22 protein-coding genes and 1 pseudogene are annotated in these 24,929 nt (G+C 72.1%); 8 read left to right on the top strand and 15 right to left on the bottom strand.

Translation table 11 applies throughout. From position 1 onward, the window contains the following. Window positions 1-43 precede the first annotated feature (43 nt). Together ACFYXA_RS17105 and ACFYXA_RS17100 are read left to right on the top strand one after the other, a co-directional pair. Window positions 44-538, top strand: coding sequence for a single-stranded DNA-binding protein (locus ACFYXA_RS17105; RefSeq protein ID WP_389033331.1), 495 nt, complete (start codon window positions 44-46; stop codon window positions 536-538). Window positions 539-903: 365 nt separating this feature from the next. Further along, entirely contained in the window at window positions 904-2,310 is a 1,407-nt protein-coding gene (locus tag ACFYXA_RS17100; RefSeq protein ID WP_389033327.1) for a Cys-Gln thioester bond-forming surface protein, read from the top strand. 21 nt (window positions 2,311-2,331) lie between these two features. Here the strand turns inward: ACFYXA_RS17100 and ACFYXA_RS17095 are convergent, their stop codons facing one another. The 3 genes from ACFYXA_RS17095 to ACFYXA_RS17085 form a co-directional block, all read right to left on the bottom strand. Beyond that, a complete protein-coding gene (locus tag ACFYXA_RS17095) occupies window positions 2,332-2,934 on the bottom strand; it encodes a hypothetical protein (protein WP_389033324.1) in 603 nt (200 codons plus the stop codon). Between the two features lie 188 nt (window positions 2,935-3,122). Continuing rightward, complete coding sequence (locus tag ACFYXA_RS17090; RefSeq protein WP_352249102.1) at window positions 3,123-3,380, bottom strand: hypothetical protein; 258 nt, start codon at window positions 3,378-3,380, stop codon at window positions 3,123-3,125. A gap of 229 nt (window positions 3,381-3,609) precedes the next feature. Continuing rightward, window positions 3,610-4,218, bottom strand: coding sequence for a TetR/AcrR family transcriptional regulator (locus tag ACFYXA_RS17085; protein WP_389033321.1), 609 nt, complete (start codon window positions 4,216-4,218; stop codon window positions 3,610-3,612). A gap of 81 nt (window positions 4,219-4,299) precedes the next feature. On the opposite strand from ACFYXA_RS17085, the gene ACFYXA_RS17080 reads away from it, so the two are divergent. Further along, window positions 4,300-5,076, top strand: a complete 777-nt coding sequence (locus ACFYXA_RS17080) for an SDR family oxidoreductase (RefSeq protein WP_389033318.1) — start codon at window positions 4,300-4,302, stop codon at window positions 5,074-5,076. A gap of 186 nt (window positions 5,077-5,262) precedes the next feature. On the opposite strand, the gene ACFYXA_RS17075 is transcribed toward ACFYXA_RS17080, so the two are convergent. Both ACFYXA_RS17075 and ACFYXA_RS17070 read right to left on the bottom strand, forming a co-directional pair. Then, window positions 5,263-5,787 (bottom strand): SMI1/KNR4 family protein, encoded by a 525-nt coding sequence (locus ACFYXA_RS17075; RefSeq protein WP_389033315.1) that lies wholly within the window; start codon window positions 5,785-5,787, stop codon window positions 5,263-5,265. A gap of 140 nt (window positions 5,788-5,927) precedes the next feature. Continuing rightward, window positions 5,928-6,332, bottom strand: coding sequence for a helix-turn-helix domain-containing protein (locus ACFYXA_RS17070; protein WP_067253666.1), 405 nt, complete (start codon window positions 6,330-6,332; stop codon window positions 5,928-5,930). Between the two features lie 144 nt (window positions 6,333-6,476). Here ACFYXA_RS17070 and ACFYXA_RS17065 point away from each other — a divergent pair, with 144 nt between their 5' ends. Then, window positions 6,477-7,349, top strand: a complete 873-nt coding sequence (locus tag ACFYXA_RS17065) for an SDR family oxidoreductase (protein ID WP_389033311.1) — start codon at window positions 6,477-6,479, stop codon at window positions 7,347-7,349. Window positions 7,350-7,377: 28 nt separating this feature from the next. Here the strand turns inward: ACFYXA_RS17065 and ACFYXA_RS17060 are convergent. Then, window positions 7,378-7,482: pseudogene (locus ACFYXA_RS17060) on the bottom strand (IS630 family transposase); the annotation flags it as partial. A gap of 320 nt (window positions 7,483-7,802) precedes the next feature. Between ACFYXA_RS17060 and ettA the strand changes: the two are divergent. Genes ettA through ACFYXA_RS17045 form a run of 3 tightly spaced genes read left to right on the top strand, consistent with a single transcriptional unit; the run spans window position 7,803 to window position 10,588 of the window. After that, complete coding sequence (gene ettA, locus ACFYXA_RS17055) at window positions 7,803-9,467, top strand: energy-dependent translational throttle protein EttA (RefSeq protein ID WP_352249107.1); 1,665 nt, start codon at window positions 7,803-7,805, stop codon at window positions 9,465-9,467. Between the two features lie 6 nt (window positions 9,468-9,473). Beyond that, entirely contained in the window at window positions 9,474-9,884 is a 411-nt protein-coding gene (locus ACFYXA_RS17050; RefSeq protein WP_352249109.1) for a thioesterase family protein, read from the top strand. Further along, entirely contained in the window at window positions 9,881-10,588 is a 708-nt protein-coding gene (locus ACFYXA_RS17045; RefSeq protein ID WP_389033307.1) for a hypothetical protein, read from the top strand. The genes ACFYXA_RS17050 and ACFYXA_RS17045 overlap by 4 nt, the downstream gene beginning before the upstream one ends. Window positions 10,589-10,675: 87 nt before the next feature. On the opposite strand, the gene ACFYXA_RS17040 is transcribed toward ACFYXA_RS17045, so the two are convergent. Beyond that, window positions 10,676-11,089 carry a globin gene (locus tag ACFYXA_RS17040; RefSeq protein WP_389033305.1) on the bottom strand — a complete coding sequence of 138 codons (414 nt, stop codon included), beginning with the start codon at window positions 11,087-11,089 and terminating at the stop codon, window positions 10,676-10,678. Between the two features lie 101 nt (window positions 11,090-11,190). Between ACFYXA_RS17040 and ACFYXA_RS17035 the strand changes: the two genes are divergently transcribed. Then, window positions 11,191-12,285 (top strand): methyltransferase domain-containing protein, encoded by a 1,095-nt coding sequence (locus tag ACFYXA_RS17035; protein ID WP_389033303.1) that lies wholly within the window; start codon window positions 11,191-11,193, stop codon window positions 12,283-12,285. Here the strand turns inward: ACFYXA_RS17035 and ACFYXA_RS17030 are convergent. The 8 genes from ACFYXA_RS17030 to ACFYXA_RS16995 form a co-directional block, all read right to left on the bottom strand. Beyond that, window positions 12,266-14,098, bottom strand: a complete 1,833-nt coding sequence (locus tag ACFYXA_RS17030; RefSeq protein WP_389033300.1) for an FHA domain-containing protein — start codon at window positions 14,096-14,098, stop codon at window positions 12,266-12,268. The genes ACFYXA_RS17035 and ACFYXA_RS17030 overlap by 20 nt on opposite strands. Before the next feature lie 48 nt (window positions 14,099-14,146). After that, window positions 14,147-15,493: a VWA domain-containing protein gene (locus ACFYXA_RS17025; protein WP_352249117.1), complete on the bottom strand. Its 1,347-nt coding sequence runs from the start codon at window positions 15,491-15,493 to the stop codon at window positions 14,147-14,149. Window positions 15,494-15,634: 141 nt separating this feature from the next. Then, window positions 15,635-17,215 carry a protein phosphatase 2C domain-containing protein gene (locus tag ACFYXA_RS17020; RefSeq protein WP_389033296.1) on the bottom strand — a complete coding sequence of 527 codons (1,581 nt, stop codon included), beginning with the start codon at window positions 17,213-17,215 and terminating at the stop codon, window positions 15,635-15,637. Window positions 17,216-17,218: 3 nt separating this feature from the next. Next, entirely contained in the window at window positions 17,219-19,690 is a 2,472-nt protein-coding gene (locus ACFYXA_RS17015) for a tetratricopeptide repeat protein (RefSeq protein WP_389033293.1), read from the bottom strand. Then, a complete protein-coding gene (locus tag ACFYXA_RS17010) occupies window positions 19,687-21,009 on the bottom strand; it encodes a hypothetical protein (RefSeq protein ID WP_352249123.1) in 1,323 nt (440 codons plus the stop codon). Before ACFYXA_RS17010 ends, ACFYXA_RS17015 begins: the two co-directional genes overlap by 4 nt. Window positions 21,010-21,066: 57 nt before the next feature. Continuing rightward, the gene (locus ACFYXA_RS17005) at window positions 21,067-22,098 is read right to left on the bottom strand and encodes a glutamate ABC transporter substrate-binding protein (protein WP_352249125.1); all 1,032 of its coding nucleotides are present in this window, start codon (window positions 22,096-22,098) and stop codon (window positions 21,067-21,069) included. A 14-nt stretch (window positions 22,099-22,112) separates the two neighbouring features. Further along, complete coding sequence (locus ACFYXA_RS17000; protein ID WP_352249180.1) at window positions 22,113-23,516, bottom strand: hypothetical protein; 1,404 nt, start codon at window positions 23,514-23,516, stop codon at window positions 22,113-22,115. Window positions 23,517-23,763: 247 nt separating this feature from the next. Continuing rightward, entirely contained in the window at window positions 23,764-24,867 is a 1,104-nt protein-coding gene (locus ACFYXA_RS16995; RefSeq protein ID WP_352249127.1) for a mechanosensitive ion channel family protein, read from the bottom strand. Window positions 24,868-24,929: the final 62 nt, after the last annotated feature.

Here is a 24,929-nt window from a genome sequence, read left to right as displayed (position 1 = left end):
ACGTGTGTCGGCCCGGCGTGGGCCGGGCGAGGGAGGGGCTCGAATGAACGAGACGATGGTGTGCGCGGTGGGGAACGTGGCGACGCAGCCGGTGTTCCGGGAGCTGGCGGCGGGGGCGTCGACGAGGTTCCGGCTGGCGGTGACCTCGCGCTACTGGGACCGCGAGAAGAGCGCCTGGACGGACGGGCACACCAACTTCTTCACGGTGTGGGCCAACCGACAGCTCGCCACGAACGCGATGGCCTCGCTGAACGTCGGCGACCCGGTGATCGTGCAGGGCAGGCTGAAGGTGCGCACGGAGGCGCGTGAGGGGCAGCAGAGCTGGACCTCGGCCGACATCGACGCCGTGTCGATCGGCCACGACCTCGCACGGGGGACGGCGGCCTTCCGCCGCACGGTCAGGCCGGATCCGGCGGGCGCGGTGGCAGGGATGCCGGGGCCGGCGGCAGCGCAGCCCGAGCCCGACTGGTTGACACCGGCCGCGGACCACACGGAACGAGACGGCACCCGGCGCCGTGAACCGGCGGCGGTGACGTGAGCCAGTGCAGCTGACCTGAGCCGGCGGCGCTGACTGAGCGGACGGCACTGACGGGAGCGGACGGCGGTGACCTGAGCACGCGGCGGTGACGGGATATCAGCAAGCGCCAGCGTCTGACCGCACACGGGCGAACAGCGGCTTATCGACCGGTCCGTGCCAGCCCGCTCCGGTGGATTTGTCGATAAGTCAGGCCTGTTGACGATCTTCGGGATAACGATTCCGAGTCGGATCGCCCATCGGATGAGCTTGTCGGGAAGGGTGGTGTGCCGCGTCCTTAGGATGCCGAACAAAGCACAAGGGGCTCCTGATTTTGCTGGTGGGACCGTATCCCCCACGACAACCGGTCCTGCTCGAAGGGGAATTGCGTGATTTCATCGTTCGCCGCGCCGTTCACGCGAGGTCGGGGCGCGGTGCGCCTCGCCGCCGGGACACTGGTGTCCGGTGTGGTCGCCGCCGGTGTCGTCGCCACCGCCGCGGGCACGGCGGTCGCCGACGAGACCCCGCAGAGCCAGGGCGGAGCGACGGCGACCATGGGAGGACTCAAGACCTACGGCACCGCCGTCCTCCATGCCGACGGCGGGGACCAGGAGGTCCCGGCGGGGCTGTTCGAGATGTCCGTCGAGGGCGGCGGCATGCTGCAGACGTACTGCGTCGACCTGCACACGCCCACGCAGCGGGATGCCAAGTACGGCGAGACGCCCTGGAGCGGCACCTCGCTCGGCGTCAACAAGGACGCCGGCAAGGTCCGTTGGATCCTGCAGAACTCCTACCCCCAGGTCAACGACCTGGCCACGCTGGCGAAGAAGGCCGGCATCGGCGGTGGCCTCAGCGAGCAGGACGCTGCCGCCGGCACCCAGGTGGCCATCTGGCGCTACTCCGACGGCGCTGACGTGGACGCCGTCGACCCGCAGGCCGAACGGCTCGCGGACTACCTCCAGAAGGCCGCCCGGGACGTGGCGGAACCCAGGGCCTCGCTCACCCTCGAAGGGGCCGCGGTCTCAGGCCGTCCCGGCGCGCCGCTCGGCCCGGTGACCGTGCGGACCGACGCGAGCGCGGTCACCGTCGCGCCGCCGCCGGACGCCGCCATCAGCGGGGTGCGGATCGTCGGCAAGGACGGCAAGGCCGTCACCTCGGCGCAGGACGGCAGCCAGCTCTTCTTCGACGTGCCCGCCGACGCCGCCGCCGGCACGGCCGAGCTGACCGTGCAGGCCTCGACCACCGTCCCCGTCGGCCGCGCCTTCACCTCGGAGAGCCGCAGCCAGACGCAGATACTGGCCGGCTCCAGCGAGTCCACCGTCTCCGCCGGGGCGAGCGCCACCTGGGCCGCCGGCGGTCCGATACCGGCGCTGTCCGCGGCGAAGAACTGCGCCGCGAACGGTGTCGACATCGCGGCGGCCAACCGGGGCGACGCGCCGTTCACCTTCGAGCTGATGGGCTTCGAGTACACGATCCCGGCAGGCGCCTCGCGGACGGTGACGATCCCCCTCCAGGAGGACCAGGCCTACGACTTCACCATCCGCGGCACCCGCTTCACGGGCGTCCTCGACTGCCGGACCAGGTCCGCCGAGACCAGGACGGGCCTCACCACCCAGACCCTGTCCCAGCCCAGCCCCGCCACCGTGGGCGGCGGCTCCATCACCGCCACGAACCTGGCCGAGACGGGCGGCTCCAACGCCACCCCCTACATCGCGGGCACCGCGATAGGCCTGGTGGTGATCGGTGGAGCAGCCCTGGTGCTGGTCGGCCGCAAGGAGAACGAGGCGCGGGACTGAGAGCGTCCTCGCGCCTCGGCGCTACGGGCGGCGTCGGGGTCGCGGTGGGCTCTGCCGGGGCGCCAGGGTCAGGGTGATCTGCCGGACGAGTTGCTGCAGGCACGCCAGGCACGCGAGGGCGGGGAGGGCGGCCGCGGCGACGCCGGTGAAGGTCCTGTCGGCCTGGGCCACGCACAGCATCATCGCGACGGAGGAGAACATCAGCACGATCAACCAGGAGTGCCAGGCGCGGCGTTGGTGCAGGGCGGTGCGCAGAATGGACAGGGAGGCCACCGTCCAGGGCCCGTACACCAAGAGAGGCCACCAGGGAGTGACCCCGCTCTCCGGGTCCGACGTGATGTTCTGCAGCGGTCTGTAGGCGACCACGCCGCAGAAGACGCTGACCGCCGCCGCGATGACGGCGACGAACGCGATGATGACCAGGCTGCCCGTCTGCAGCCACCCGCGCCGGAGCCTGTGCACCCGGACCTTGCGATGTCCGGCGGAGGAACGCCGGATGGGCGGCAGCTGGGCGGTGATGTGCGCCAGGTTCTCCATCGGGTCGGCGCTGTCGCCGCCGGGCGACGACTCGCTGCGCGGTGCCGGCACCGTGGCCGTCTGCTCGGCCGGAACCGCCTCCTGCAAGAGGTAGGCGAGTTCCTCCACCGGGTCCCAGCCCGGGTCGGGAGGGGTGAGGGGAGTGCCCGTGTGCGGCGCATCGACAGGACCGCCGGGCTGTCCGATACCCGGCCCATATGAATATGGGTCGGCATACCATTCATTCCGCAGAAAAGAGGGATCCGCATACTCGTGATTCATGCACATCCGCCCCGTTACACGTGGTCCGCGCGGCAGCCGGGGTTCCCCTGCCTGTTCCACCGCTGATCGAGTTCCTTCTGCGCGGCCTCCAGCAGAGTCATGAACTCGCGCAGCAGCGAATCGGTGACCCGCGGTTCGGTCCGCGCGGCGCTCCCGCGCAGGATGCCGCACGCCTGGAGCGCCGAGCGCGTCACATCGGCGTACGCACGTCTCCCGGCCGCCGCGTCACGGGTCGCGGGCGGATCGCCCTCCCCCACCCCCCGGTGAGGCAAGCCATGGAACCTAGCTTTCGTCATGCCCCGCTAACGCCGCCCGCTCCGCTCCGGATACGTGGCGAATGAGTGACCCTGACGGTGAAAACATTGAGGATGGCGTTTCTTCATGAATGTCAGATTCACCGCCAGTAGGCCCGTCCCGCAGAAAATCCTCACGTATGACACACGCCCGGCGCGGCGCGCTCTGGTGCGCGTACTGCTCGCACGCTTGACGGGATCCGTGTGGTCATGACACGTCGGCAGGCCACGCTGCCATAGCTGTGTCAGCGATTGCTTCCAGCTCGGCACGGGTGGCTCCGTCGCGTGCCTGTTGGGACATGCCCTGCAGCACTGCGGTGCTGTAGTGGGCAAGTGCCCGCGCGGACGTGTTGTCGGGAAGCCGCCCCGCGTCGATATCAGCCTGGATCTTGGCCTCGATGTCCCGGAGGTTGTGGTTGCGGTACCCGCGGAGCCGTTCGGCGATGCCGGCGGATCGAGAGCTGAAGTTGGTCGCGGCTGTGATCACCAGGCAGCCCGGGGGATGACCGGGGTCGGTGTACTCGACGGCAGCTTCGCGCAGCATCCGCCGAACCGCTCGGCGCGCGGTGGGTTCGTCGGTCAAGGCGCGGCGGGCGAAGTCTCCGTAGGTGCGCCCGTAAGTCTGGACGACTTCCTCGAACAAGGACTCCTTGTCGCCGAAGGCCGCGTACAGGCTGGGTGAGGCGAGTCCGGTGGCCTGGGTGAGGTCGGCGAAGGATGTGGTCTCGTACCCGTGCTCCCAGAACTCCCTCAGAACCGCCTGGAGCGCGGCGTCCCGATCGAATCCACGGGGGCGACCCCGCCGTTGTGCAGCCATGCCTCCATTCTATGGCGACCGTTAAATAATCTGATACGGTCCCATTTCTGTAACGGCCTTCACAGAAATGGAGGGGCGGCGATGACCGCATCCACCGCATCCACCGCATCCACGAGGCTCGCCGGCAGGACGGCGCTGGTGACCGGGGCCACCCGCGGCATTGGCCGGGCCATCGCGCAACGGCTTGGCCGTGACGGCGCCAACGTGGTGGTCAACTACCGGGCGACTCGGCAGGGGGCCTCGGACCAGGCGCAGGAGGTGGTCGAGGAGATCGCTCAGGGGGGTGGCCGGGCGGTCGCTGCACCGGGCGAGGTGGGCAAGGCCGCCGACATGCTGGGCCTCTTCGACGCCGCCGAGCGGGCGTTCGGCGGCGTGGACATCCTGGTCAACAATGCGGCGATGTTTGCTGCGGCACCAATCGAGTACCTGCCCGAGGAGGTGTTCGACGCCTTGGTCACCACCAACCTCAAGAGCGTCTACCTTGCCGGGCAGCAGGCAGCCTCTCGGCTGCGCGAGGGCGGCCGCGTCATCAACATCTCCGCCGGCATTCCCAACGGCGGCGTGGCTTTCATGGGGATCTACGGGGCGACCAAGGCCGGTGTGGAGGTGCTGACGCGGTCACTGGCGCACCACCTTGGCTCGCGGCAGATCACCGTCAACGCCATCGCACCCGGCCCGACCGACACCGCGATGCTCGCCGAGGAGGCACGCGCGATGACCGACCAGATCATCGACTCCACTCCGTTGGGCCGCTTAGGCCTGCCGACGGATCTGGCCGACGTTGTCAGCCTGCTGGCTTCTGACGACGCGCACTGGATCACCGGCCAGGTCATCGGGGTCAACGGGGGCTTTGAATGAGCCTGGCCAGGCCCCAGCAGTCCCCGCCTTGACGGCAAGGCACCCGTACTGAAGGGAACCTCTGCGGCACCAGACGAAACGTCCGCACTGCGATCGGGCCCACGCACGAGCGTGCACGTCTCCAGTCGCATGAACTCCTAAAGCGGGTGTCAGCTGCATCCCGAGCCGGGCGGTGCGAGCGTCGCATCAGGCATGGGAGTGGTAACGGGCGTCAAGGGCGGGCCAAGCACGCGCCATGAAGGGTGGTCGGTCGATGCGGTCGAAGCAGCGCACGAGGAAGTCGCAGAAGGTGCCCGCGGTCTCGAACCACTCGTTGCACTCGCTGCTGACGACGATGCGCCACTCATCAGGGTCCGGCTCGATCGCGAGGAAGTAGTACTCGTTGTCATGCTCGTCCGAACCCCAGGGGATGAGGCCGCCAGGATCGGGGTGGAAGGGGTAGGGATACAGGTCCGGGTCGCTGAGGCGCGCCCGGCGGCAGTCCTCCAGCGGCCACAACCGGTCCAGCTCTGTGGTGTCGGCTTCCAGAGGCCGGTGCAGTGACAGGTAGCCGTCGATGCTCCCCGGGCCGTACAGGTCCAGGAACGCCTTGTAGTCCGAGGGCAGCGCGACACCGAGATACTGCTCGGCCGCCGTCCACAGCCGCGGCCTGGCCCAGCCCCAGGTCACCGGCTCACCCAGCAGCGTCCTGAGACGGTCGAGCGACGACATGGTTCCCCCTCTCCTCCCCGTGGGTCGACGGCACTACTGAGGTTGAACTCGTGATGTCGCCGGGTGGCTTAGGTGGGTCTGATTGTCGGGCCGGTCTCGGCGGGGCGGCCGTCTATGACCAGACCGCTGGCCCCCGCTGATTACCTGGTGCGCTCAGTGCGGTCGTCATACTCTTCGCGGGCGGTGATGACTTCTTCGATGTGCAGCACGGACCACTCCGTGAGCGCCTTCAGCGGTTCCCGCAGTGTCTGGCCGAGCGCAGTCAGCTCATACTCCACGTGCGGCGGCACCTCTGGGTAGACGGTCCGGCTGACCAGCCCGTCGCGTTCGAGGGTGCGCAGCGTCTGGGTGAGCATCTTCTCGCTCACGCCCGCCAGCGCCTGGCGGAGATGACCGAACCGGGAGGTCCCGTTCCGGCCGAGTTCGCCCAGCACGAGGACCGCCCACTTGCTGCCGATCTGGTCGAGCAGGTCCCGCGACGGGCAGCCGCGCTCGTACGGATCGAATGACGGCATGGGCCCGGTCACATTCTCGACAGCAGCCATACGGCTCACCTCAATGCTTTCGCTGCGGTAAGTACCCTACCAAGAAGTGGCTACTCCCCAACAGAGAGTGTCCAGGTCATCCTGTGTTCCATCCCGCGGCGGACGGACCGCGGCAGGCGTGCGAGGCACGCGCGGAAGGAAGGAATGACCATCATGCCGATCGTCGTCACCGGAGCCACCGGCCAGCTGGGCAGGCTCACCGTCGAGGCACTGCTGCGGCGCGGGATCCCGGCCGCGGACATCATCGCGACCGGCCGGGACATCGCCGGGATCAAGGATCTGGCCGACCGGGGCATCACGGTACGCCGCGCCGACTTCGCGGACACCGACGGCCTGGCCGAGGCATTCACCGGGGCGGACAGGCTGCTGCTGATCTCGGCCTCGGTCCCCGTGGGTGAGCGGGTCGCCAACCACCGCCGCGTGATCGACGCCGCAGCGTCCGCAGGCGTGTCGTTGGTGGCGTACACGAGCACGACGCACGCGGACACGGCCACCACCGTCATCGGTGCCACGCACAGCGAGACGGAGAAGTATCTACGGGACCGCGGAATCCCCAGCGTGCTGCTGCGCAACGGCTGGTACCTGGAGAACTACACCAGCCAACTGCCGCAGATCCTGCAGAACGGCGCGGTCGTCGGCGCCGCAGGCGAGGGGCGGATCAGCGCCGCATCCCGCGCCGATTACGCCGAGGCCGCAGCGGTCGTCCTCACCGCTGAAGGCCACACCGGCGCCGTGTACGAGCTCGGCGGCGACGAATCCTTCACCCTGACTGAGCTGGCCTCCGCGATCTCCGCTGCAGCCGGAAAGCAGGTTACCTACGCTGACCTCCCGGAGACCGACTTCGCCAAGGTACTGGCCGCCGCGGGCCTACCCGCCGAGCTGGCGGAGGTCCTCGCTGACGCTGACCGCGGCATGACCCGCGGCGAGATGTACACCGACTCTGGCGACTTGCGCCGCCTGATCGGCCGCCCGCCCGTGACCCTGGCCGAGGCACTCGCGGCCGCCCTGCATTACTGAGGTTGAACTCGTGATGTGGCCGGGTTGCTCAGGTGGGTCTGATGGCCAGGCCGGTCTCGGCGAGGCAGCCGTCTATGAGTTCGCTGCGGTACTGGATGTGCCGTAGGCCGCGCCGGATGCGCTGGACGAGGTGTACGTCCTCGAACACCGCCCACCGGGAGATCCTGAGCTAGGCGCTGTACGGCATCGACCGGAGGCGTACCGAGAGCGGGCATTACGAGCTGCGGTCCGTCGTCGACGACCGGCCGAACGGTGATGATCAACCCTGGGTCGCGCGAGGTTGCCCGAGGCCGACCGGCGGTGACCGACAGTGACAGGCGAGCCGCAGCCGCCACCAGCGAAAGTGCCAGCTCACAGCCCCCCACCCGGACGGGTTTCCCCCCAGGGGTGGCCGTCCGGCAAGATGGGGTGTATCTGCCCACTGCCAGATTTCAAGCTGCCGGACGGTTTCTCTTGGCTGAGTACATCTACACCATGCGCAAGACGCGCAAGGCACACGGCGACAAGGTCATCCTTGACGACGTCTCGCTGAACTTCCTGCCCGGCGCGAAGATCGGTGTGGTCGGCCCGAACGGCGCCGGTAAGTCGACCGTTCTGAAGATCATGGCGGGGCTGGAGCAGCCCTCGAACGGTGACGCGTTCATCTCGCCCGGGTACAGCGTCGGCATCCTGATGCAGGAGCCCAAGCTGAACGAGGAGAAGACCGTCCTGGAGAACGTCCAGGAGGGCGTCGCCGAGGTCAAGGGCAAGCTCGACCGGTTCAACGAGATCGCCGAGCTGATGGCGACCGACTACTCCGACGCGCTGCTCGACGAGATGGGCAAGCTCCAGGAGGAACTCGACCACGCCAACGCCTGGGACCTCGACGCCCAGCTCGAGCAGGCCATGGACGCGCTCGGGTGCCCCCCGGGCGACTGGCCGGTCGCCAACCTCTCCGGTGGTGAGAAGCGCCGCGTCGCGCTCTGCAAGCTCCTGCTGGAGCAGCCCGACCTGCTGCTCCTCGACGAGCCCACCAACCACCTCGACGCCGAGTCCGTGAACTGGCTCGAGCAGCACCTCGCCAAGTACCCGGGCACCGTCGTGGCGATCACCCACGACCGGTACTTCCTCGACAACGTCGCCGAGTGGATCCTCGAGCTCGACCGCGGTCGCGCCTACCCCTACGAGGGCAACTACTCCACCTACCTGGAGACCAAGCAGACCCGTCTGAAGGTCGAGGGCCAGAAGGACGCCAAGCGCGCCAAGCGGCTCAAGGAAGAGCTGGAGTGGGTGCGGTCCAACGCCAAGGGGCGTCAGGCCAAGTCCAAGGCGCGTCTCGCCCGCTACGAGGAGATGGCGGCCGAGGCCGAGAAGATGCGGAAGCTGGACTTCGAGGAGATCCAGATCCCGCCGGGCCCGCGCCTGGGCAACGTCGTCGTCGAGGTCAGCAAGCTGAACAAGGCCTTCGGCGAGAAGGTCCTCATCGACGACCTGAGCTTCACCCTGCCTCGCAACGGCATCGTCGGCGTCATCGGCCCGAACGGCGCCGGCAAGACCACGCTGTTCAAGATGATCCAGGGGCTCGAGACGCCCGACGCCGGCGACATCAAGGTCGGCGACACCGTCAAGATCTCCTACGTCGACCAGAGCCGCGAGAACATCGACCCGAAGAAGACCCTCTGGGCGGTCGTCTCCGACGAGCTCGACTACATCAACGTCGGCCAGGTGGAGATGCCGAGCCGCGCCTACGTCTCGGCCTTCGGCTTCAAGGGCCCCGACCAGCAGAAGCCGGCCGGCGTGCTCTCCGGCGGTGAGCGCAACCGCCTCAACCTCGCGCTCACCCTGAAGCAGGGCGGCAACCTGCTGCTCCTCGACGAGCCGACCAACGACCTCGACGTCGAGACGCTGTCCTCGCTGGAGAACGCGCTGCTGGAGTTCCCCGGCTGCGCCGTCGTCGTCTCCCACGACCGCTGGTTCCTCGACCGGGTCGCCACGCACATCCTCGCCTACGAGGGCGACTCCAAGTGGTTCTGGTTCGAGGGCAACTTCGAGTCGTACGAGAAGAACAAGATCGAGCGGCTCGGACCGGACGCCGCGCGTCCGCACCGCGCCACCTACAAGAAGCTGACCCGGGGCTGATCGGTCTTGCGGCACATCTACCGCTGCCCGCTGCGCTGGGCGGACATGGACGCGTACGGCCACGTCAACAACGTGGTCTTCCTCCGCTACCTGGAGGAAGCCCGTATCGACTTCCTGTTCCGCCCGGAGAAGGACTTCCAGCAGGGGTCCGTGGTGGCGCGCCACGAGATCGACTACAAGCGGCAGCTCGTCCACCGGCACACGCCCGTGGACGTCGAGCTGTGGGTCACGGAGGTCAGGGCGGCGTCCTTCACCATCGCCTACGAGGTGAAGGACGGCGACCACGTCTACGTCACCGCCTCGACGGTGATCGTGCCGTTCGACTTCGCGGCACAGCGCCCGCGCCGCATCACGGCAGAGGAACGGGAGTTCCTGGCGGAGTACCGGGACGACGCCGAGGAGGCCGTCGCCGCATGACGGTGCTCCACCTCGCCGACGAGGGGGAGGCGGCGGACCTCGCGGCCTTCCTCTCCCGGCTGCTCCACTACGACCGTTCCGCCGCGGTCCGCCTCCAGGCGGCCGGCACCGCGCTCGCCGTCTTCGGACGGCCGCCGTCCTTCGAGGTGCTGGCGGTGCGCGCGGTGGGGCTGGCGAAGCCGTACGAGAGCGGGCTGGACGTCACGCTCGACGTGACGGTGTCCGCCGGTGAGCTGCTGGAGGGCGTGGCGGAGACGGCGGCGACCGCGGCCGTGCCCATCGCGGTCACCGGACCGCCGTGGGCGGGCGTGCTGCCGCCGCGCGGCGACTGGCGTCCCGAGGCGGGGCTTCCGGCGGCCGGCGAACTGCGGGCGATGGTCGGCGCGGCGGTCGGCGAGTTCCGGCGGCGCACGGAGGAGCTGGCGCCCGAGCGGCGCACCCGGGCCGAACTCGACCGGATCGGCCGCGACATCTGGTCCCGGACGGTCGGCGACACCGGGCTCCCCGTGCGGGCGGTGCACGCCGCCCAGTCCCTCGGCTTCCTGCGGCCGACCGCCGGCCCGGCCGCCGCGGGCGGGACACGGGGCGCTGCGCAGGAGGCGGGACTCTTCTCGTCCGGGGCGTGGCTGCGGCTGCGGACGCCGTACGGGTCGATCGCCGTACGGCGGGCGGGGACCGGGGGACTGGGCCTCAGCGTGCGCTGAAGCGGGCGCCCTGACGGGTCCGTTCAGCCTCGGCCCCAGTCAGGCCAACCCCCCGGCCAAGCCAAGTCCCGGCCGGTCCAGGCCCGTTCACTCCGGGGTGTTCACCATCGAAGCCGCCGCGTACGTCAGGTAGTTCCACAACGTCTGCTCGTGCTCCTCGGAGAGCCCGAGGCTGTCCACCGCGTCCCGCATGTGCTTCAGCCAGGCGTCGTGCGCCGCCCGGTTGACGGTGAACGGGGCGTGGCGCATCCGAAGCCGCGGATGGCCGCGGTTCTCGCTGTACGTCGTCGGGCCGCCCCAGTACTGCATCAGGAACAGCACCAGGCGCTCCTCCGCCGGGCCCAGGTCCTCCTCGGGGTACATGGGCCGCAGAAGCGGGTCCTCGGCCACTCCCTCGTAGAAACGGTGGACCAGCCGGCGGAAGGTCTCCTCCCCGCCGACCTGCTCGTAGAAGGTCTGCTCCTGAAGCGTGCCGCGCCGAATCTCTTTCACGCCCTCCATGCTCTCAGACGCGCCGACCGAGGTCTCCGGGCCTAGGACCCGGCGGTCCTGAGCGAGCCGCGGTGTTCGCGCGAGGCCTTCCGCCGCAGGACAGTGGAGGCATGGGCATGGACGCGCTCGGCGGTGACGGCGGGGAGTTCGCGGTGCTCGCCGCGTCGGAGCGGGCGGCGATGGTGCGGCGGATCGAAGCCGACGGGGCCTTCGCCGCCGACCCGGGGTGGACGGAGGCCTTCGCGGTCGTGCCGCGCCACCTCTTCGTGCCGTACTACTACGTGAGCGGCCCCCGCGGCTACGAGCGGCGGTGGGCCGGGAGCCCGGACCCGCGCAGCCGTGAGCGCTGGCTGCGGGGCGCGTACGAGGACGTCCCGCTGGCCACCCGGGTGCGTGACGGCGAGCTGCTCTCCTCCAGCAGCCAGCCCTCCCTGATGGCGCTGATGCTGGCCGCGCTGCGGATCGGGGAGGGCGACCGGGTGCTGGAGATCGGCGCCGGCACCGGCTACAACGCGGCGCTGCTGTCGTACCGGCTCGGCGAGGAGAACGTGACCACCGTCGACCTGGACCCGGAGATCACCGAGTCGGCGCGACGGCATCTCGCCGAGGCCGGCCACCATCCGGTCGTCGTCACCGGTGACGGGGCGCGCGGGGTGCCGGAGCGGGCGCCCTTCGACCGGATCATCGCGACCTGCACCTTGACGACGATCCCGCGCGCGTGGACGGCCCAGTGCCGTCCGGGCGGGCTCGTGCTCGCGCCGCTGGCCACCGGCCTGGTCGCGCTCACGGTCCACGACGCCGCGCACGCCGAGGGGCGGTTCTTGCACACCCCGGCCTACTTCGTGCCGTTGCGCGGGGGCGGGCGGCCCGAGCCGGAACCGGTGCCGCTGGGCGGGGTGCCGCAGCGGGCCCGGGAGAGCGACCTGTTCCGGTTCCTGCTGACCCTGACCCGGGGTGCCCTCGACCCGCAGGCGGCGTACGCGCTGTGGGAACGCGAGGACAGGCCCGGGCGGGAGCGGTACGGCGTCACGGTCGGCGGCGAGCACGTGTGGGCGTGGCTCGACGCCCCCGACGGGCCGTACGCCTGGGCCCTCCCGGAACCGCTCGCGCCGGAACCGCTCGCGCCGGAACCGGTCGCGGCGCAGGGGTCGGACCCCGGCGAGGGACCCGACCCCGGAAAGGGACCTAACCCCGGCGGACCGTGATCGTCGTCCACGCGCCGACGTGCACGCGGTCGCCGTCCCGCAGCGGCACCGGCACGAACGGCTGGATGGGCTCCTCGCCGCCGTTGACCGTCGTGCCGTTCGTCGAGTTCTGGTCGACGACCGCCCAGCTGCCGTCCGGCTGCTGCACCAGCACCGCGTGCTGGTGGGAGACGCCCGGGTCCTCCGGCGGCACCGACAGGTCGATGTCGGGGGTCTCGCCGGTGGAGTGGCGCCGGCGGCCGATGGTGATCTGGTTGCCGGTGAGCGTGCGCTGCTGCTCGGGGGAGTACGCGGGCAGGTTCAGGCCGGCGGCCTCGGGACCCGAGCGGTGCATCATCGCCATGAAGTACTCGCGGTCGGGGCCTATCGTCGCCGTCCACGTCGCCGGCTGCTGCGGGAACGCCGGGCCGGACGGGGGCGGGGCCTGCGTCGCGCCGGTCTGGGGGTAGCCGTAGCCGCCGCCCTGCGCGCCGCCGGGACCACCGGGTCCGCCGGGACCACCGGGTCCGCCGGGACCACCGGGTCCGCTCGGGCCGGTGTGCGACGGCGGGGAGAGCACCCAGTCGTCGTCACCGCCGCCGAAGGGCTGCCCGGGGGGAGCGGACGGACCGCCGCCCGGCTGCGTCCGGCCGGTCTCCTGCGGGAAGCCGGACGGCTGGTAGGCCTGCGGAATGCCGGGACCGCCGGGACCGGCACCCGGGCCGCCCGAACCGCCCGGGCCACCGGGACCGCCGAAGCCGGACGGACCGCCGGGGCCGCCACCGGGACCGGAGGGACCCGCGCCGGGCGGACCCGGAGGACGGCCGCCCGGGCCGGACGGCTCACGCGAGAAGAGGTCGCCGGACGGGCCGCCCGAGGGCTCCCGCCGGAACGGGTCACCGGGAGAGGTGGCGGAGGGATCGCGCCGGAACGGGTCACCGGGAGAGGTGGCGGAGGGATCGCGCCGGAACGGATCGCCGCCCGGACCGCCGGAGGGCTCCCGCCCGAAGGGGTCGCCGGAGGGGCCGGAAGGACCGCCCGGGCCGGCGGGGCCGCGCCTGAAGGGGTCGCCGCCCGAGCCGGCGGGCTCGCGGCCGAACGGGGGCTGTCCGCCGCCCGGGCCGCCCTGGCCCTGCGGACGCGACGGCTCGCCGCCGAACGACGGGCCCGGCGGGATCGGCTCGGCGGGACGGTTCACCTGGGAGGGACGGGAGCTCTGGTACTCGAAGGAGTCGCTGCCGCCGAACGACGGGGGCGGCGGCTGGAACCGCTCACCCGGACCACCGCCGGGACCACCGGGACGCCCGGGCCCACCGGGACCGCCAGGCCCACCGGGACCGCCAGGCCCACCGGGCCCACCAGGACCGCCGAAGCCGGGGCCACCGGGCCCGCCGGGGCCGGCCCCCGGAGCGCCGAAGCCCCCGCCGGGACCCCCGCCGGGCCCGCCCGGACCCGCGGGGCCACCGCGACCGCCAGGCCCACCCGGACCACCCGCGCCCCCAGGACCACCCACACCACCGGGCCCGCCCGGACGCGGCGCGGCCGGGGTGTACGAGGTCGCCGTGTTGGTCAGGAAGTTCCAGCGGCACTCCTCGCAGAACGGCGCACCGCCCTCACGCGGCGTGCGGCACTGCGGGCACAGCTCGGGCTCGGTGTTCGGCACACCGGGCTGCTGACGGCCGCCGGGGCCGGGCGGGGCCGGCGGGAAGCCGTACCCCCCGCCGGTCGGAGGGGGCGGGGGAGGAGGAGGGGGTACGGCACCGGCCATGCGGTGACCGCAGACCTCGCACCAGTCGTCGGAACCCGACTGGTGTCCGTTCGGGCAGGTCGGCATGTCGGCGCGTCCCCCTTCCTTCCTGCGTCCCACTGGCGTCGGACCAGGTCACTTCTTCACACGGACAGTCTTGGTGGACCGGGTTTCGAGCGTCATCTCGTCGGCCTCCGCGACCTTCGTCTTCAGTCGCACAGTACCTGTCGTGGCATCGACCACGTCCACCACCTTCGCAAGCAGTTTCGCAGTATCCGCGTTGCCCGACGCGCTCGCGAGCTGGACCGCCCTGCCCAGTTTGGCCGTCGCTCCGTCCATATCACCCGCTTTGCGCAGGTCCAGGCCCTGCTGGATCGCCTGGGCCAGTTCCGCCTGGCCCGTGTAGTGCGCGACCTGCGGGTTGATCGAGGTGGAGGCGGCCATGTCGTCGGTCCACACGGCTCTCACGAGGCCCTGCGCGCCCAGGCTCTGCGCCGCCCCTTCCGGCTGCGGGATGACCAGGGAGACCCGTGCGGCCAGCATCTCCTGGCCGATGTGGGCGGCCGGTACCTCGACGCACACGTGGTAGTCGCGGGACTCGTCGCCCCAGGAGCCGGTGGGGTAGTCCCCGGAGCGCGGACCGGACTCGGTGCGGCGGTCGGTCAACTCCGCGACCGTCGGGGCGACTTGCTTGACGAACTTGATCGTGGTGCCGACCGGGGTCCACAGCCGCAGGGCGACGTCCGCGACCTCCTTGCCCATCGCCGTCTCCATCATCTGCGTGAAGTCGGCGGCGAGGCCGGCCGGGTCGGCGACGATGTCGGCGGTGCCGAGCAGGGCGGAGGCGATCCCTGTGACTTCTTTCACTTCCCAGTCGGTGCCCACGCCGCGGGCGTCACACGTGAAGCGGCCGGCGCAGGAGTCCAGGGCCGCCTTGAGGTCCTTCGGCGACTCGTGCTCGTTGCGGCCGTCGGTGAGCAGGATGCCGTGCCGGATGGCGACGTCGGCGGTGGACAGCAGCCGGTCGGCCAGCCGCAGCCAGGTGCCGATCGCGGTGCCGCCCCCCGCGCTCAGCCGGCGCAGGGCCTTCTTGGCCTCCTCGCGGGTGCGGGCGTCGGCGACCGCGAGACGCCCGCCGCCCGGGTACACCTCCTTGGCCACGTGCGTGCCGCCGATCACCGCGAAGTGCACGCCGTCGCGCAGGGTGTCGACGGCGGCGGCCGTGGCATCCCGGGCGTTGCGCATCTTGGTGGGCGGGTAGTCCATCGATCCCGAGCAGTCGACCATGATCGCCACGGCGGCGGACGGGCCCTCGCCGGGCGAGTACAGGTGCGGTGCGGAGACAGCGGTGCCGATCGTGCCGCCGCCGGTGGCGCTGACCGTCACGATCGCGTTGACCTCGCGGCCGCCCTCCGGCAGGTACTCGTTCTGGTAGACGTCCACCGAGAACTGCGGCACGTTCGACTTCGAGAAATTGGCCATGCCTACTCACATCCCCCTTGCGAACCCCACGGCCGTGGAGTGACGACTGTGGGCGGACCGGTCCCCTCCGGTCCGCCCGGCTTCCCCGTGTCATGAGCCAGGTGTACGGCTGTGCGCGCCGAGTGCGTCCAGCGCGCGGCCTCAGGCCGATCCTGCCCCCTGGGCGGGGGCGGGGAACGGGACGACGGCCACTGTTACGTTGTCGTGCCCGCCCCCGTCGAGCGCGTGTCCGACCAGGACGCGGGCGCTGTGCAGCGGCCGTACCGAGGCGTCGAGGGGCAGTGCCTCGGCCATCTCCTCGGCGGCCTCCGCGTAGTTCCACAGGCCGTCGGTGCACACGACGACCACACCGGGCCGGTCGGGCTTGAACGCGGCCGTGTGCGGCTCCAGTTCGTAGGCGTCCGCGCCCAGCCAGCCGGTGATCGCGTGGGCGCGGTCGTCGGCGTACGCCTCGGCCTCGTTCATCAGGCCCGCGGCGACCATCTGGGCGGCCCAGGAGTCGTCCTCGGTGAGCCGGGCCGGGGCCGAACTGCGGTCCGCCGGCACCCAGTAGACGCGGCTGTCGCCGACCCAGCCGACGACCAGCAGGCCCGCGGTGACGATCGCGCCGACGATGGTGCAGGCGGGGGCGTTCTGGTGCGGGGCGTGCTCGCGGGCGGTGGCCGGTTCCTGGGCGAGGGCGTTGACGGCGTGGGAGGCGGCGACGATCGCCTCGTGCATGGCCTGCTGCGGGTGCGTGCCCTGCGGCAGGGCGGCCAGCACCGAGCGGCTGGCCGCCTGGGAGGCCGCGAGCGAGGCGTCGTCCGGGCGGGTCGCGGAGGACACGCCGTCGCAGACGATCGCGACGAGCGCGGGGGCGCCGTCGGGCAGCGCGGTCCGGCCGATGCCGAAGGCGTCCTCGTTGCGGTGGTGGCGCAGGCCGCGGTCGCTGACGGCGGCGACCGGGCCCGCCTCCTGCTCCATGTGGTCGCGCTCGCGGGGCTGGGCGTGGCCGCAGTTCTCGCAGTAGCCGTCATCGTCCACCCGGCCCGCCCGGCAGGCCACGCACACCTTGACGGCCTCGGCGGCCACCCGGGGGTCGGGGGCCTGGAGCGGATACTCCTCGGGCTCGGCCGGCCGGTCGAACCGCACCCCGGCGCCCTGTCCCGCGGCCGGCGCGGCGGGGACGCCGTCCGCCCCCGGTGACACCTGCCCGCCGTGCGGCACGGCACCGCCGGGAGGCGTGTGCGGCCCCGGCCCGGTCTGCCCGCCGGCCGGCGCCGGGGGACCGGGCGGCATCGGCGCCCCGCCCTGGGGTGACCCGCCTCCCGGCGCGCCCGCTCCCGACGACGGCTCCCCGTTCCCGCCCGCATCCGACTGAGCCAAGCCACTCACCTCCGACCCTGCCGACGGCGCACGGGTGGACCCCGCTCCCGCCGCGTTGTGGGACACGTCCCGAAGTTCCGCCCGCGCCGCCGGCACGCCCCGGACCTGGAACTCCGCGCCCGCGCCCGGCGGTTGCGGGAGACCGGTCCCCGGCGACGGGGTCCCGGTGTACGGCGCCCCGTCGAACCCTCTGCCCGCTCCCCGCCCGCTCATGGTCAGCGTGGGACTGTCGACCGCGTGCGGTGGCGGGGAGGACAGGTCGAAGCCGCAGGCGCCGCAGAAGCGGTCGGTCGCTTCGAGCGGCTCCGTGCAGCTCGGACAGGTCGGCAGGGCGGCCTGCCGGGGCATCTGGGACATCAACTACACCCACGTCCGGGGGCGGTAACGGTTGGCACGTTCCACCAGGTCGATTCTCTCCTCACCGCCGGTCGCCAGCCGGGCCAGCGTGCGGTACGAGCGCTCCAGGCCGAAGCGGAGCCCCCGCTCGTCCAGGTCGCTGCCGAGCAGCACCCGCCGGGCGCCGGGGCCGCCCTGGCCACCGGAGAGTATCCAGTCCAGGGCCGAACCGAGCACCTCGGCCGACAGCTGCTCGCGCCGCGTCGCGTCCAGCCCGTACGCGTCCAGCGCCTCGACCTGTGCCGCGGCGGCGGTGAGGTCTTCCAGGAAGGGTACGTCGGACGCGGCCGCCGTCCGCTGCCGGAGGCGGGCCCGCACGGCCGCGACCCGGGCGGCGGTGTAGTGGATGGACGACTCCGGCACCGACTCCAACGTCCTTACGGCGCGCCCGCGGTCGCCCGCCGCGAGCTGCACGCGGGCCAGCCCGAACGCCGCGCTCACATAGCTCGGGTCGGTCGACCAGACGAGGCCGTAGTACTCGGCGGCGTTGTCCAGCTGGCCCAGCACCTCCGCGCACAGCCCGAGCGCCAGCTTGGGCGCGGGCTCGCCCGGGAAGGCGTCGTAGATCGCGTCGAAGGCGAGCGCGGCGCCCTCGTGGTCGCCGGTGACCAGACAGGCCACGCCGCGGTACCACACCACCCGCCAGTCGTCGGGCCGTTCGCCCTCCAGCTGGGTCAGGGCGGCGACGGCGGCATCGAAGTCGCCGTTCTCCAGCCGCGCGCGGACCTGCCGCAGCCGGGTCTCCACGGACGGCGCCGGCGCGGCCGCGAGAGCCGTGATCAGCTCACCCGGCGCGGAGGTCAACAGACCTGCCAGGAAACCGGCGTTGGGGTCGGACGGGTCGACGTGCGGGACGGGCAGCGCGAGCGCGGCGGCGGGCGCGTCCACGGCCCGGACCAGGGACGGCACTGCGGCGGGGGCGGCACCGGGCCCGACGGGGGACGTCTTCGCGCGCGCCCCCAGCCGGCTCACCTCCGTGTCCAGCCGCGGGAACAACTCGGTGTCGGTGGCCCTGATCTCGGACCCGAACAGCGTGGACAGCGCGGGCCTGGCCCGCCCGGTCTGCAGCGAGACGACCTCGCGCAGCACGCCCGTCAGCTGCTCGGCCATCTCCTGCGCGGAGGCGAACCGGCGGGCCGGGTCGGGGTCGGTGGCGCGGACCAGCAGCCGGTAGAACGACTCGTACCGGCGGAACACCTCGATGCTGTCCGGGTCGGGCAGCGAGTCGGCGTAGGCGGTGGTGTAGCCCTGGAAGTCGAAGGTGAGGACGGCGAGCGTACGGCCGACGGTGTACAGGTCGCTGGCGACGGAGGGGCCGACGTCGGCGACCTCGGGCGCCTGGTAGCCGACCGTGCCGTAGATCGCCGACTCGTCGTCGTCCATGCGGCGCACCGCGCCCATGTCGATCAGCTTGAGCTGGTCCTCGGTCTGGATGGCGTTGTCGACCTTGAAGTCGCAGTACAGCAGGTTGCGGCTGTGCAGATGACCGAGCGCCTCCAGGGCCTCGATGCCGTAGGCGCACGCCTGCTCCACCGGCAGCGGGTCGCGCTTGCCGTCCGCCGTGCGGCGGGCGTTGGCGATCTCCTTGAGGGACTTGCCGCCGACGTACTCCATGACGATGTAGCCGTCGAGCGAGCCGGTGCGCTGGTCGAGGTGCTCGACGAAGTTGTAGATCCGCACGATGTTGGCGTGCTCGATCTCGGCGAGGAAGCGCCGCTCCGAGATGGCGGCGGCCATCGCGTCCTGGTCGCCGGTGTCCAGCAGGCCCTTGAGCACCACCCAGCGGTCGGAGACCGCGCGGTCCACGGCGAGGTAGATCCAGCCCAGACCGCCGTGCGCGAGACAGCCCACGACCTCGTACTGGCCGTGCACGACGTCGCCGGCCTTCAACTTCGGCACGAAGGAGTACGGGTGGCCGCACTTGGTGCAGAAGCCCTCCGTGCGCCCCGGCCGCTCACCGCGCGAACGGCCCACCGGGGCACCGCAGTCGGAGCGCGAGCAGAACCGCTTGCGCTCGGGAACCTCGGGGTTGTCGAGGACCATCGCGCGCGGGTCAGGCCTCGGCACCTGCGGCACCGCGACCAGCCCGACGCCCAGCCGGGCCCGCCCCGAGGAGCCCGCCGTGGAGCCGGAGCTGCGCACCGACACCGAGCGGCCCGTCGAGGCCCCCGACAGCGAGCGGGAGAGCCGCCCGGACACCGAGCGGCGCGACTTCGACGACTGCGAGGACGTACGCGAGCTGCGGGCGCTGCGCGCGCTGGAGCGCGAACTGCCGCTCCCCGCGCCGCCCTTGCCACCGCCCGCCGAGGACGCCGGCGAGCCGGCCGAGACGACGGGGGCCAGACCGCAGGTGTCGCAGTACAGCTCGCCGCCGCCCACGTCGTCGTACGACCCGTCGCAGCCCGGCCGCTGGCATGTCTGGCCTGCCTGACTCATGACCTCGCCCCCCTGTGGTCCTCGGGCTCGCCCTGCTCCGGCACTCTCGGCGCGGCGAGCAGTTCGGCGGCCGCCTGCTGGTAGCGCAGCACGGCCTGTTCGGCGACGCGCAGATCGCAGGGCGCGCTCCACAGCATCCGCCGGGCCGCGTCGTAGCGCTCGATGAGGAACGGGTCCTCCGCGAGGCCGTGCCGGGCGACCTTCGCCTTGTACGCGTCGAGACGGCCGCGCAGCTCCGCGCGGACCGCCAGCGGCGCGGTGACCGCGGTCAGCGACTCGCGGGCGCGCAGCAGTTCGTCGTCCGCCTTCTCCTCCAGCGACTCCAGCAGCGGGGACAGCCGGTTCCACTGGGCCTGCCTGCGGTACTCGGCGGCCGTCGCCAGCTGCTCCTGGAGCGCGGTCGGCGGGCCGCTGACCACCGGCACCTCCGTCGCCGCGATCTTCGCCAGCACCTCGCCGCGCGCGGTCCGCGCCTCCGCGAGCGTGCGGTCCGCGCGTGAGAGGACGTCCCGCAGCCGCACCAGCCGCTTCTCCGCGTCCTGGCGGACCGTCAGCACGGCGTCGATCTCCCGGCGTACGTCCTCCAGCGCCCGCGCCTGACGGTCGTAGACCGTGGTGTCGGGGCGGCCTCCGCCGGGCGCCGAACTGCCCTGCGCCGGCGTCCAGTAGGCCAGCGGGTCGCTGATCACCTGCTCCCGCAGCTGCGTCAGGGTGCCGGTGATGCGCTCCAGGTCGTCGCCCGCCGGATGCTCGCCCGGGCGCACCCCGACGGAGTGCGCGAGCTGCCGGGTGCGCTGGAGCTCCGCGGCCAGCAGATCGATCCGGGCGGGCAGCGCCGACCACACCGCGTCGGCGGCGACGACCATGTCGAGGGAGGAGGCGTACAGCTCGTTCATCCGCTCGACGAGCGCGGCCAGCGAGAAGCTCTGGCTGAGCCGGCCCGTGCCGTGGAGCGTGGGCGCGGAGGCCAGCGCCGACCCCGCCACGGTGACGGACTCGCCGCGCAGCAGCTCGGTCAGCTCCACCAGGTCCTCACGGCTGGACCAGCGGCGCCGCGCGCGGATCTCCCGGGCGGAGCGCAACGCGTCCGAGTACGCGTCGAAGTAGGCCCACAGCAGCGTGATCGACGCCTCCGCGGCCGTCCAGCGCTCCTCGGTGACGCCGGTCAGGCGCGCGCCTTCGAGGAGCCTGCGGCCCGCGTGGTCCTGCAGGGCGAGGAGGGAGGTCTCGATCGCCTCGTGCTCCGCGCCGAGCCGCGCCAGCGCACGGTCGACCTCGTCCCGGTCCATCACCGGCCCGGGGGGTCCCGTGACGCCCATCGATCACCTCTCGCTGCTGAGTCGGTCGTTCACTCGGTCCGTGCCGCGGCCGGCCGGTCAGCCGGTGCGCAGGTACTGCGTCGGCGCGGGCGGCGTCGACGTCGCCGCGTTCGCCCCCAGTGTCGCCGAGAGCCACTTGTCGTACGACGCCTGCCAGCCGTCGGCCCGGTACCGCTCGAGGATCTGGTTGACCCGGCGCACCAGGTCGTCGGCGTCCTTCTTCATCGCCACCCCGTAGTACTCGGCTGTGAACGGGCCGCCCTTGAGCTCCACCGTCGGATCCTGCGCGGCCTGGCTCGCGGCGAGCGCGCCGTCGGTGACCACCGCGTCCACCTCGCCGAGCTGCAACCGCACCAGGCAGTCGAGCTGGTTGGGGACGGTGGTGGAGATGTCGGCGCTCGCCGCCAGCCGGCCCGCCCGGCGGTCGTCGGTGAGCTTGGTGTTGGCGGTCGAACCGGCCGCGGTGCAGATCCGCTTCCTCGCCAGCGAGGCGTCGTAGCCGGTGACCGTCGAGGACTTGGGGGCGAGGACCTGCTGCCCCGTCCTGAAGTACGGCGCGGAGAACGCGACGTCCTTGATGCGGGCGCAGCTGATCGTCATGGTGCGCACGACCATGTCGACCCGGCCCTCCTGGATCGCGGGGATGCGCTGGTTGGTCGGGATCGCCTTGAACTGGACGGCGTCCGGGTCGCCGAGGACGTCCTGGGCGATGCGGCGCACCAGGTCGATGTCGAAACCCTCCAGCGCCGCACCGGAGTTGTTCGGGTCGCGGTAACCCCACCGGTAGCTGTTCTGGTCGACGCCGACGACCAGCTTGCGCTTCTCGCCCTGCCGGGCCTTGATCGCGCTGATCGTCGGTCCGTCCGCGGCCGACGGCGCGAGGGTCTGCTTCTCCGGGTCCTTGCAGGCCGCGTCGGCCGCCGGGCCGGCCTCGGCCAGGCCCCGCCCGCCCGCCCCGGCGGCGGCGCCGCCCTGGGACTGGGCCCACGGCAGAAGCAGCGCGAAGGCCAGCGCCAGGGCGCACACGATCGCCATCGCGCCTACTCCGCCCCAGCCCTTCAGGCCGGCCCGCATTCGTCGCACATGCATCGTCACGCCCCCTTTCACCGGTACTCCGACAGCCGGCGGCCGATGCCGAGGACGGCGCCCGCCGCGCCCAGGACGGCGAGGACGGCCGCGCCCAGCGGCAGACCGCCCATCGCGTCCCTGCCGTCGCCGGCCGCCTGCCTGAACTCGTTCTGCTCGTGGGTGAGCGCCCTCGCCAGGTTGGCGTCCACGCTGTCGAAGCACTCGCCGGTCGCGCCCTTGGCGCCGATCACGAGGGCGAGCGCCTGTTCGTAGTTGCCGTTGTCGTCCTGGGCGCGGGCCGCGGTGTGACGCTTGCGCCACTCCGCCATGTTGCCCTCGGCCGAGGTGACCGGCTTCCCGCCCGCCTGATCGTCGGCGAGTCTCGCCGCGGCGGCGAGGCCCTTGCCGAGGGCGGCGATGTTCTCGGTGAAGCCGTGGTCGTAGGCGTCGAGCGTCAACTCCTTGCCGTCCGCGGTCACCTTGACGGTCTCGGCGCCGCGGGCCACCAGGGTGAGGTTCTCGTCGCCGCGCGCCTTGAGGGAGGCGATGCGGGCGTCGTGCAGGACGTTCAGGGAGCGCACGCCGTGCTCGTAGGAGTCGTTCAGGCCCGCGCGGGCCAGGCTGTGGCCGACGACCAGCCACAGCAGCACGACGGTGGCGGTCGCGGTGGCGGCGACCAGGCCGTGGTTGAACACCCGGTTGGTACGGCGGTAGGTGCGGTGCTGCATCCACGCCAGCGCGGCCAGCGCCAGGACGCCCAGCGTGATCGCCGCCCACGGGTAGGGCCTGGCGTCGGCGTAGTCGTCCTGGAGGCGCTGGTTCTCCTTCTTGTAGAGGTCCTCGGCCGCCGGGAGCATCTCCTGCTGCATCTTCTGGTTGGCGTAGCGCAGGTAGGCGCCGCCGACGGGGAAGCCCTGCCGGTTGTAGGTGCGGGCGCGCTCGACCAGGCCCTTGTACTCCGGGAGGAGCTTGTTCAGCTTGGTGATCGCTGCGGTGGAGGGGGAGCCGGGGTCGGCGTTGCTCGCGGCGGTGACGAGCCCCGCGGCGGCCGTGTCGATGTCGTCCTCGTAGCGCTTGCGGGACTCGGCGCTCTCCTGACCGCCCGCCAGGAAGCCGCCGGATGCGGTGGTGTTGGCGTCGGCGAGGGAGCGGTAGATGGAGGCGGCCGCCGAGGTCAGCGGCTGGCTCTTGTTCAGCACGTCGTCGGCGGCGGCCGCGCGCTCCGTCATCTGCCAGGCGGTGACGGCGCCGAACGCGACGACGAGGACGGCGAGCACGGCGCCGATGATCCGCAGCCGGCCCGGCTCGGTCGTTGCCGCGGCGCGCACCCGGTCGACGCCCTCGGCGAAGGCGGTACGGCGCGCGGGCGTCCCCGGCGGCCGGGCGGTGACGGGTGTGAGGGGCTCGCTGGGCCCCGGCTGGGGCGGGACGGCCGGCATGGTGGGCATGACGGATCCCGGTGGCGCCGTGCTGCTCTTCGGCGGGTGTGTCACTGGCTGACCTCCCCCATGGTCATGTGTCGCCGCAAGTATCGCCACAAAGCACGGCAGCGCGCACCGGGCTTGGCTGGATCTTGATCAGATCGCAAGTCACCGCTGAGGGTGAACACGCGGTGAGCGGCTGTCCGGTTCCGGGCGCGGGGGAGGGGCGCCGGTGCGAGAGCCCGAACGAGCGTGCTGTTTCAGGTCACTTCATGGGGGCCGCCGCTCCCGGCTGGGCGATCGGGGTGGCCGCCTGGGCCTGCGCGGAGGCGGTGTTGGCGTACACCGAGGGGGCCGCCACGGCGGCGGTCGGGTCGGCGTCCGGGTCGGCCTCCGGGGGGACGGTCGCGCCGCCGACGATGCGGATGTCGGCCGCGTCGAAGGCCCGCTTGATCCGCCAGCGCAGCTCGCGCTCGACGGTGAGGGACTTGCCGGGCATCGTCTTGGCGGAGACCCGGACCACCATCGAGTCCAGCAGCACGCTGTCCAGGCCGAGCACCTCGATCGGGCTCCACAGGAGCTCGTTCCAGGGTTCTTCCTTGCTCATCTTCTCGGCGACCTCGTCCAGCGTGGCCTTGACCCGGTCGAGGTCCTCGTTCGCCTTCACCGTGACGTCGACGCCGGCCGTCGCCCAGCCCTGCGAGAGGTTGCCGATGCGCTTGACCTCGCCGTTGCGGACGTACCAGATCTCGCCGCTGTCGCCGCGCAGCTTGGTCACCCGGAGGCCCACCTCGATGACCTCTCCGGTGGCGACGCCCGCGTCGATCTGGTCGCCGACGCCGTACTGGTCCTCCAGGATCATGAACACGCCGGAGAGGAAGTCGGTGACCAGGTTGCGGGCGCCGAAGCCGATGGCCACACCCGCGACGCCGGCCGACGCCAGCAGCGGCGCCAGGTTGATCTCGAACGTGCCGAGGACCATCAGCCCGGCCGTGCCGAGGATCAGGAAGCTCGCCACCGAGCGCAGCACGGAGCCGATCGCCTGGGAGCGCTGGCGGCGCCGCTCGGCGTTGACCAGCAGCCCCCCGAGGGCCGTGCCGTCGACCGCCTGGACCGTGCGGTTCATCCGGTCGATCAGCTTGGTGATCGACCGCCGCACCACCACTCTCAGGATCCCGGCGATGACGACGATCAGCAGGACCCGCAGACCGATCGCGAGCCACGTCGACCAGTTCTGCTCGACCCAGCTCGCGGCGTTCGTCGCGCTCTCCTGGGCGTCCTGGAGCGTCGGGACCGTCACCGTCGGCGACTGCGAGGGAGTCGGCGACGGTGACGGGCCGGCGGCCAGTAGGACGGCGGACAAGGACACGGCAGGTACCTCCAGGTGCTGCACTGCTCCGTTCGGCGCGGCGGTCATGGTGGTCTAGGTCA

The sequence above is a fragment of the Streptomyces sp. NPDC002566 genome (assembly GCF_042889585.1).
Taxonomy (GTDB): domain Bacteria; phylum Actinomycetota; class Actinomycetes; order Streptomycetales; family Streptomycetaceae; genus Streptomyces.
Note: the sequence above shows the minus strand (reverse complement) of the source record. Positions and strands in the feature narration are given on the sequence as shown.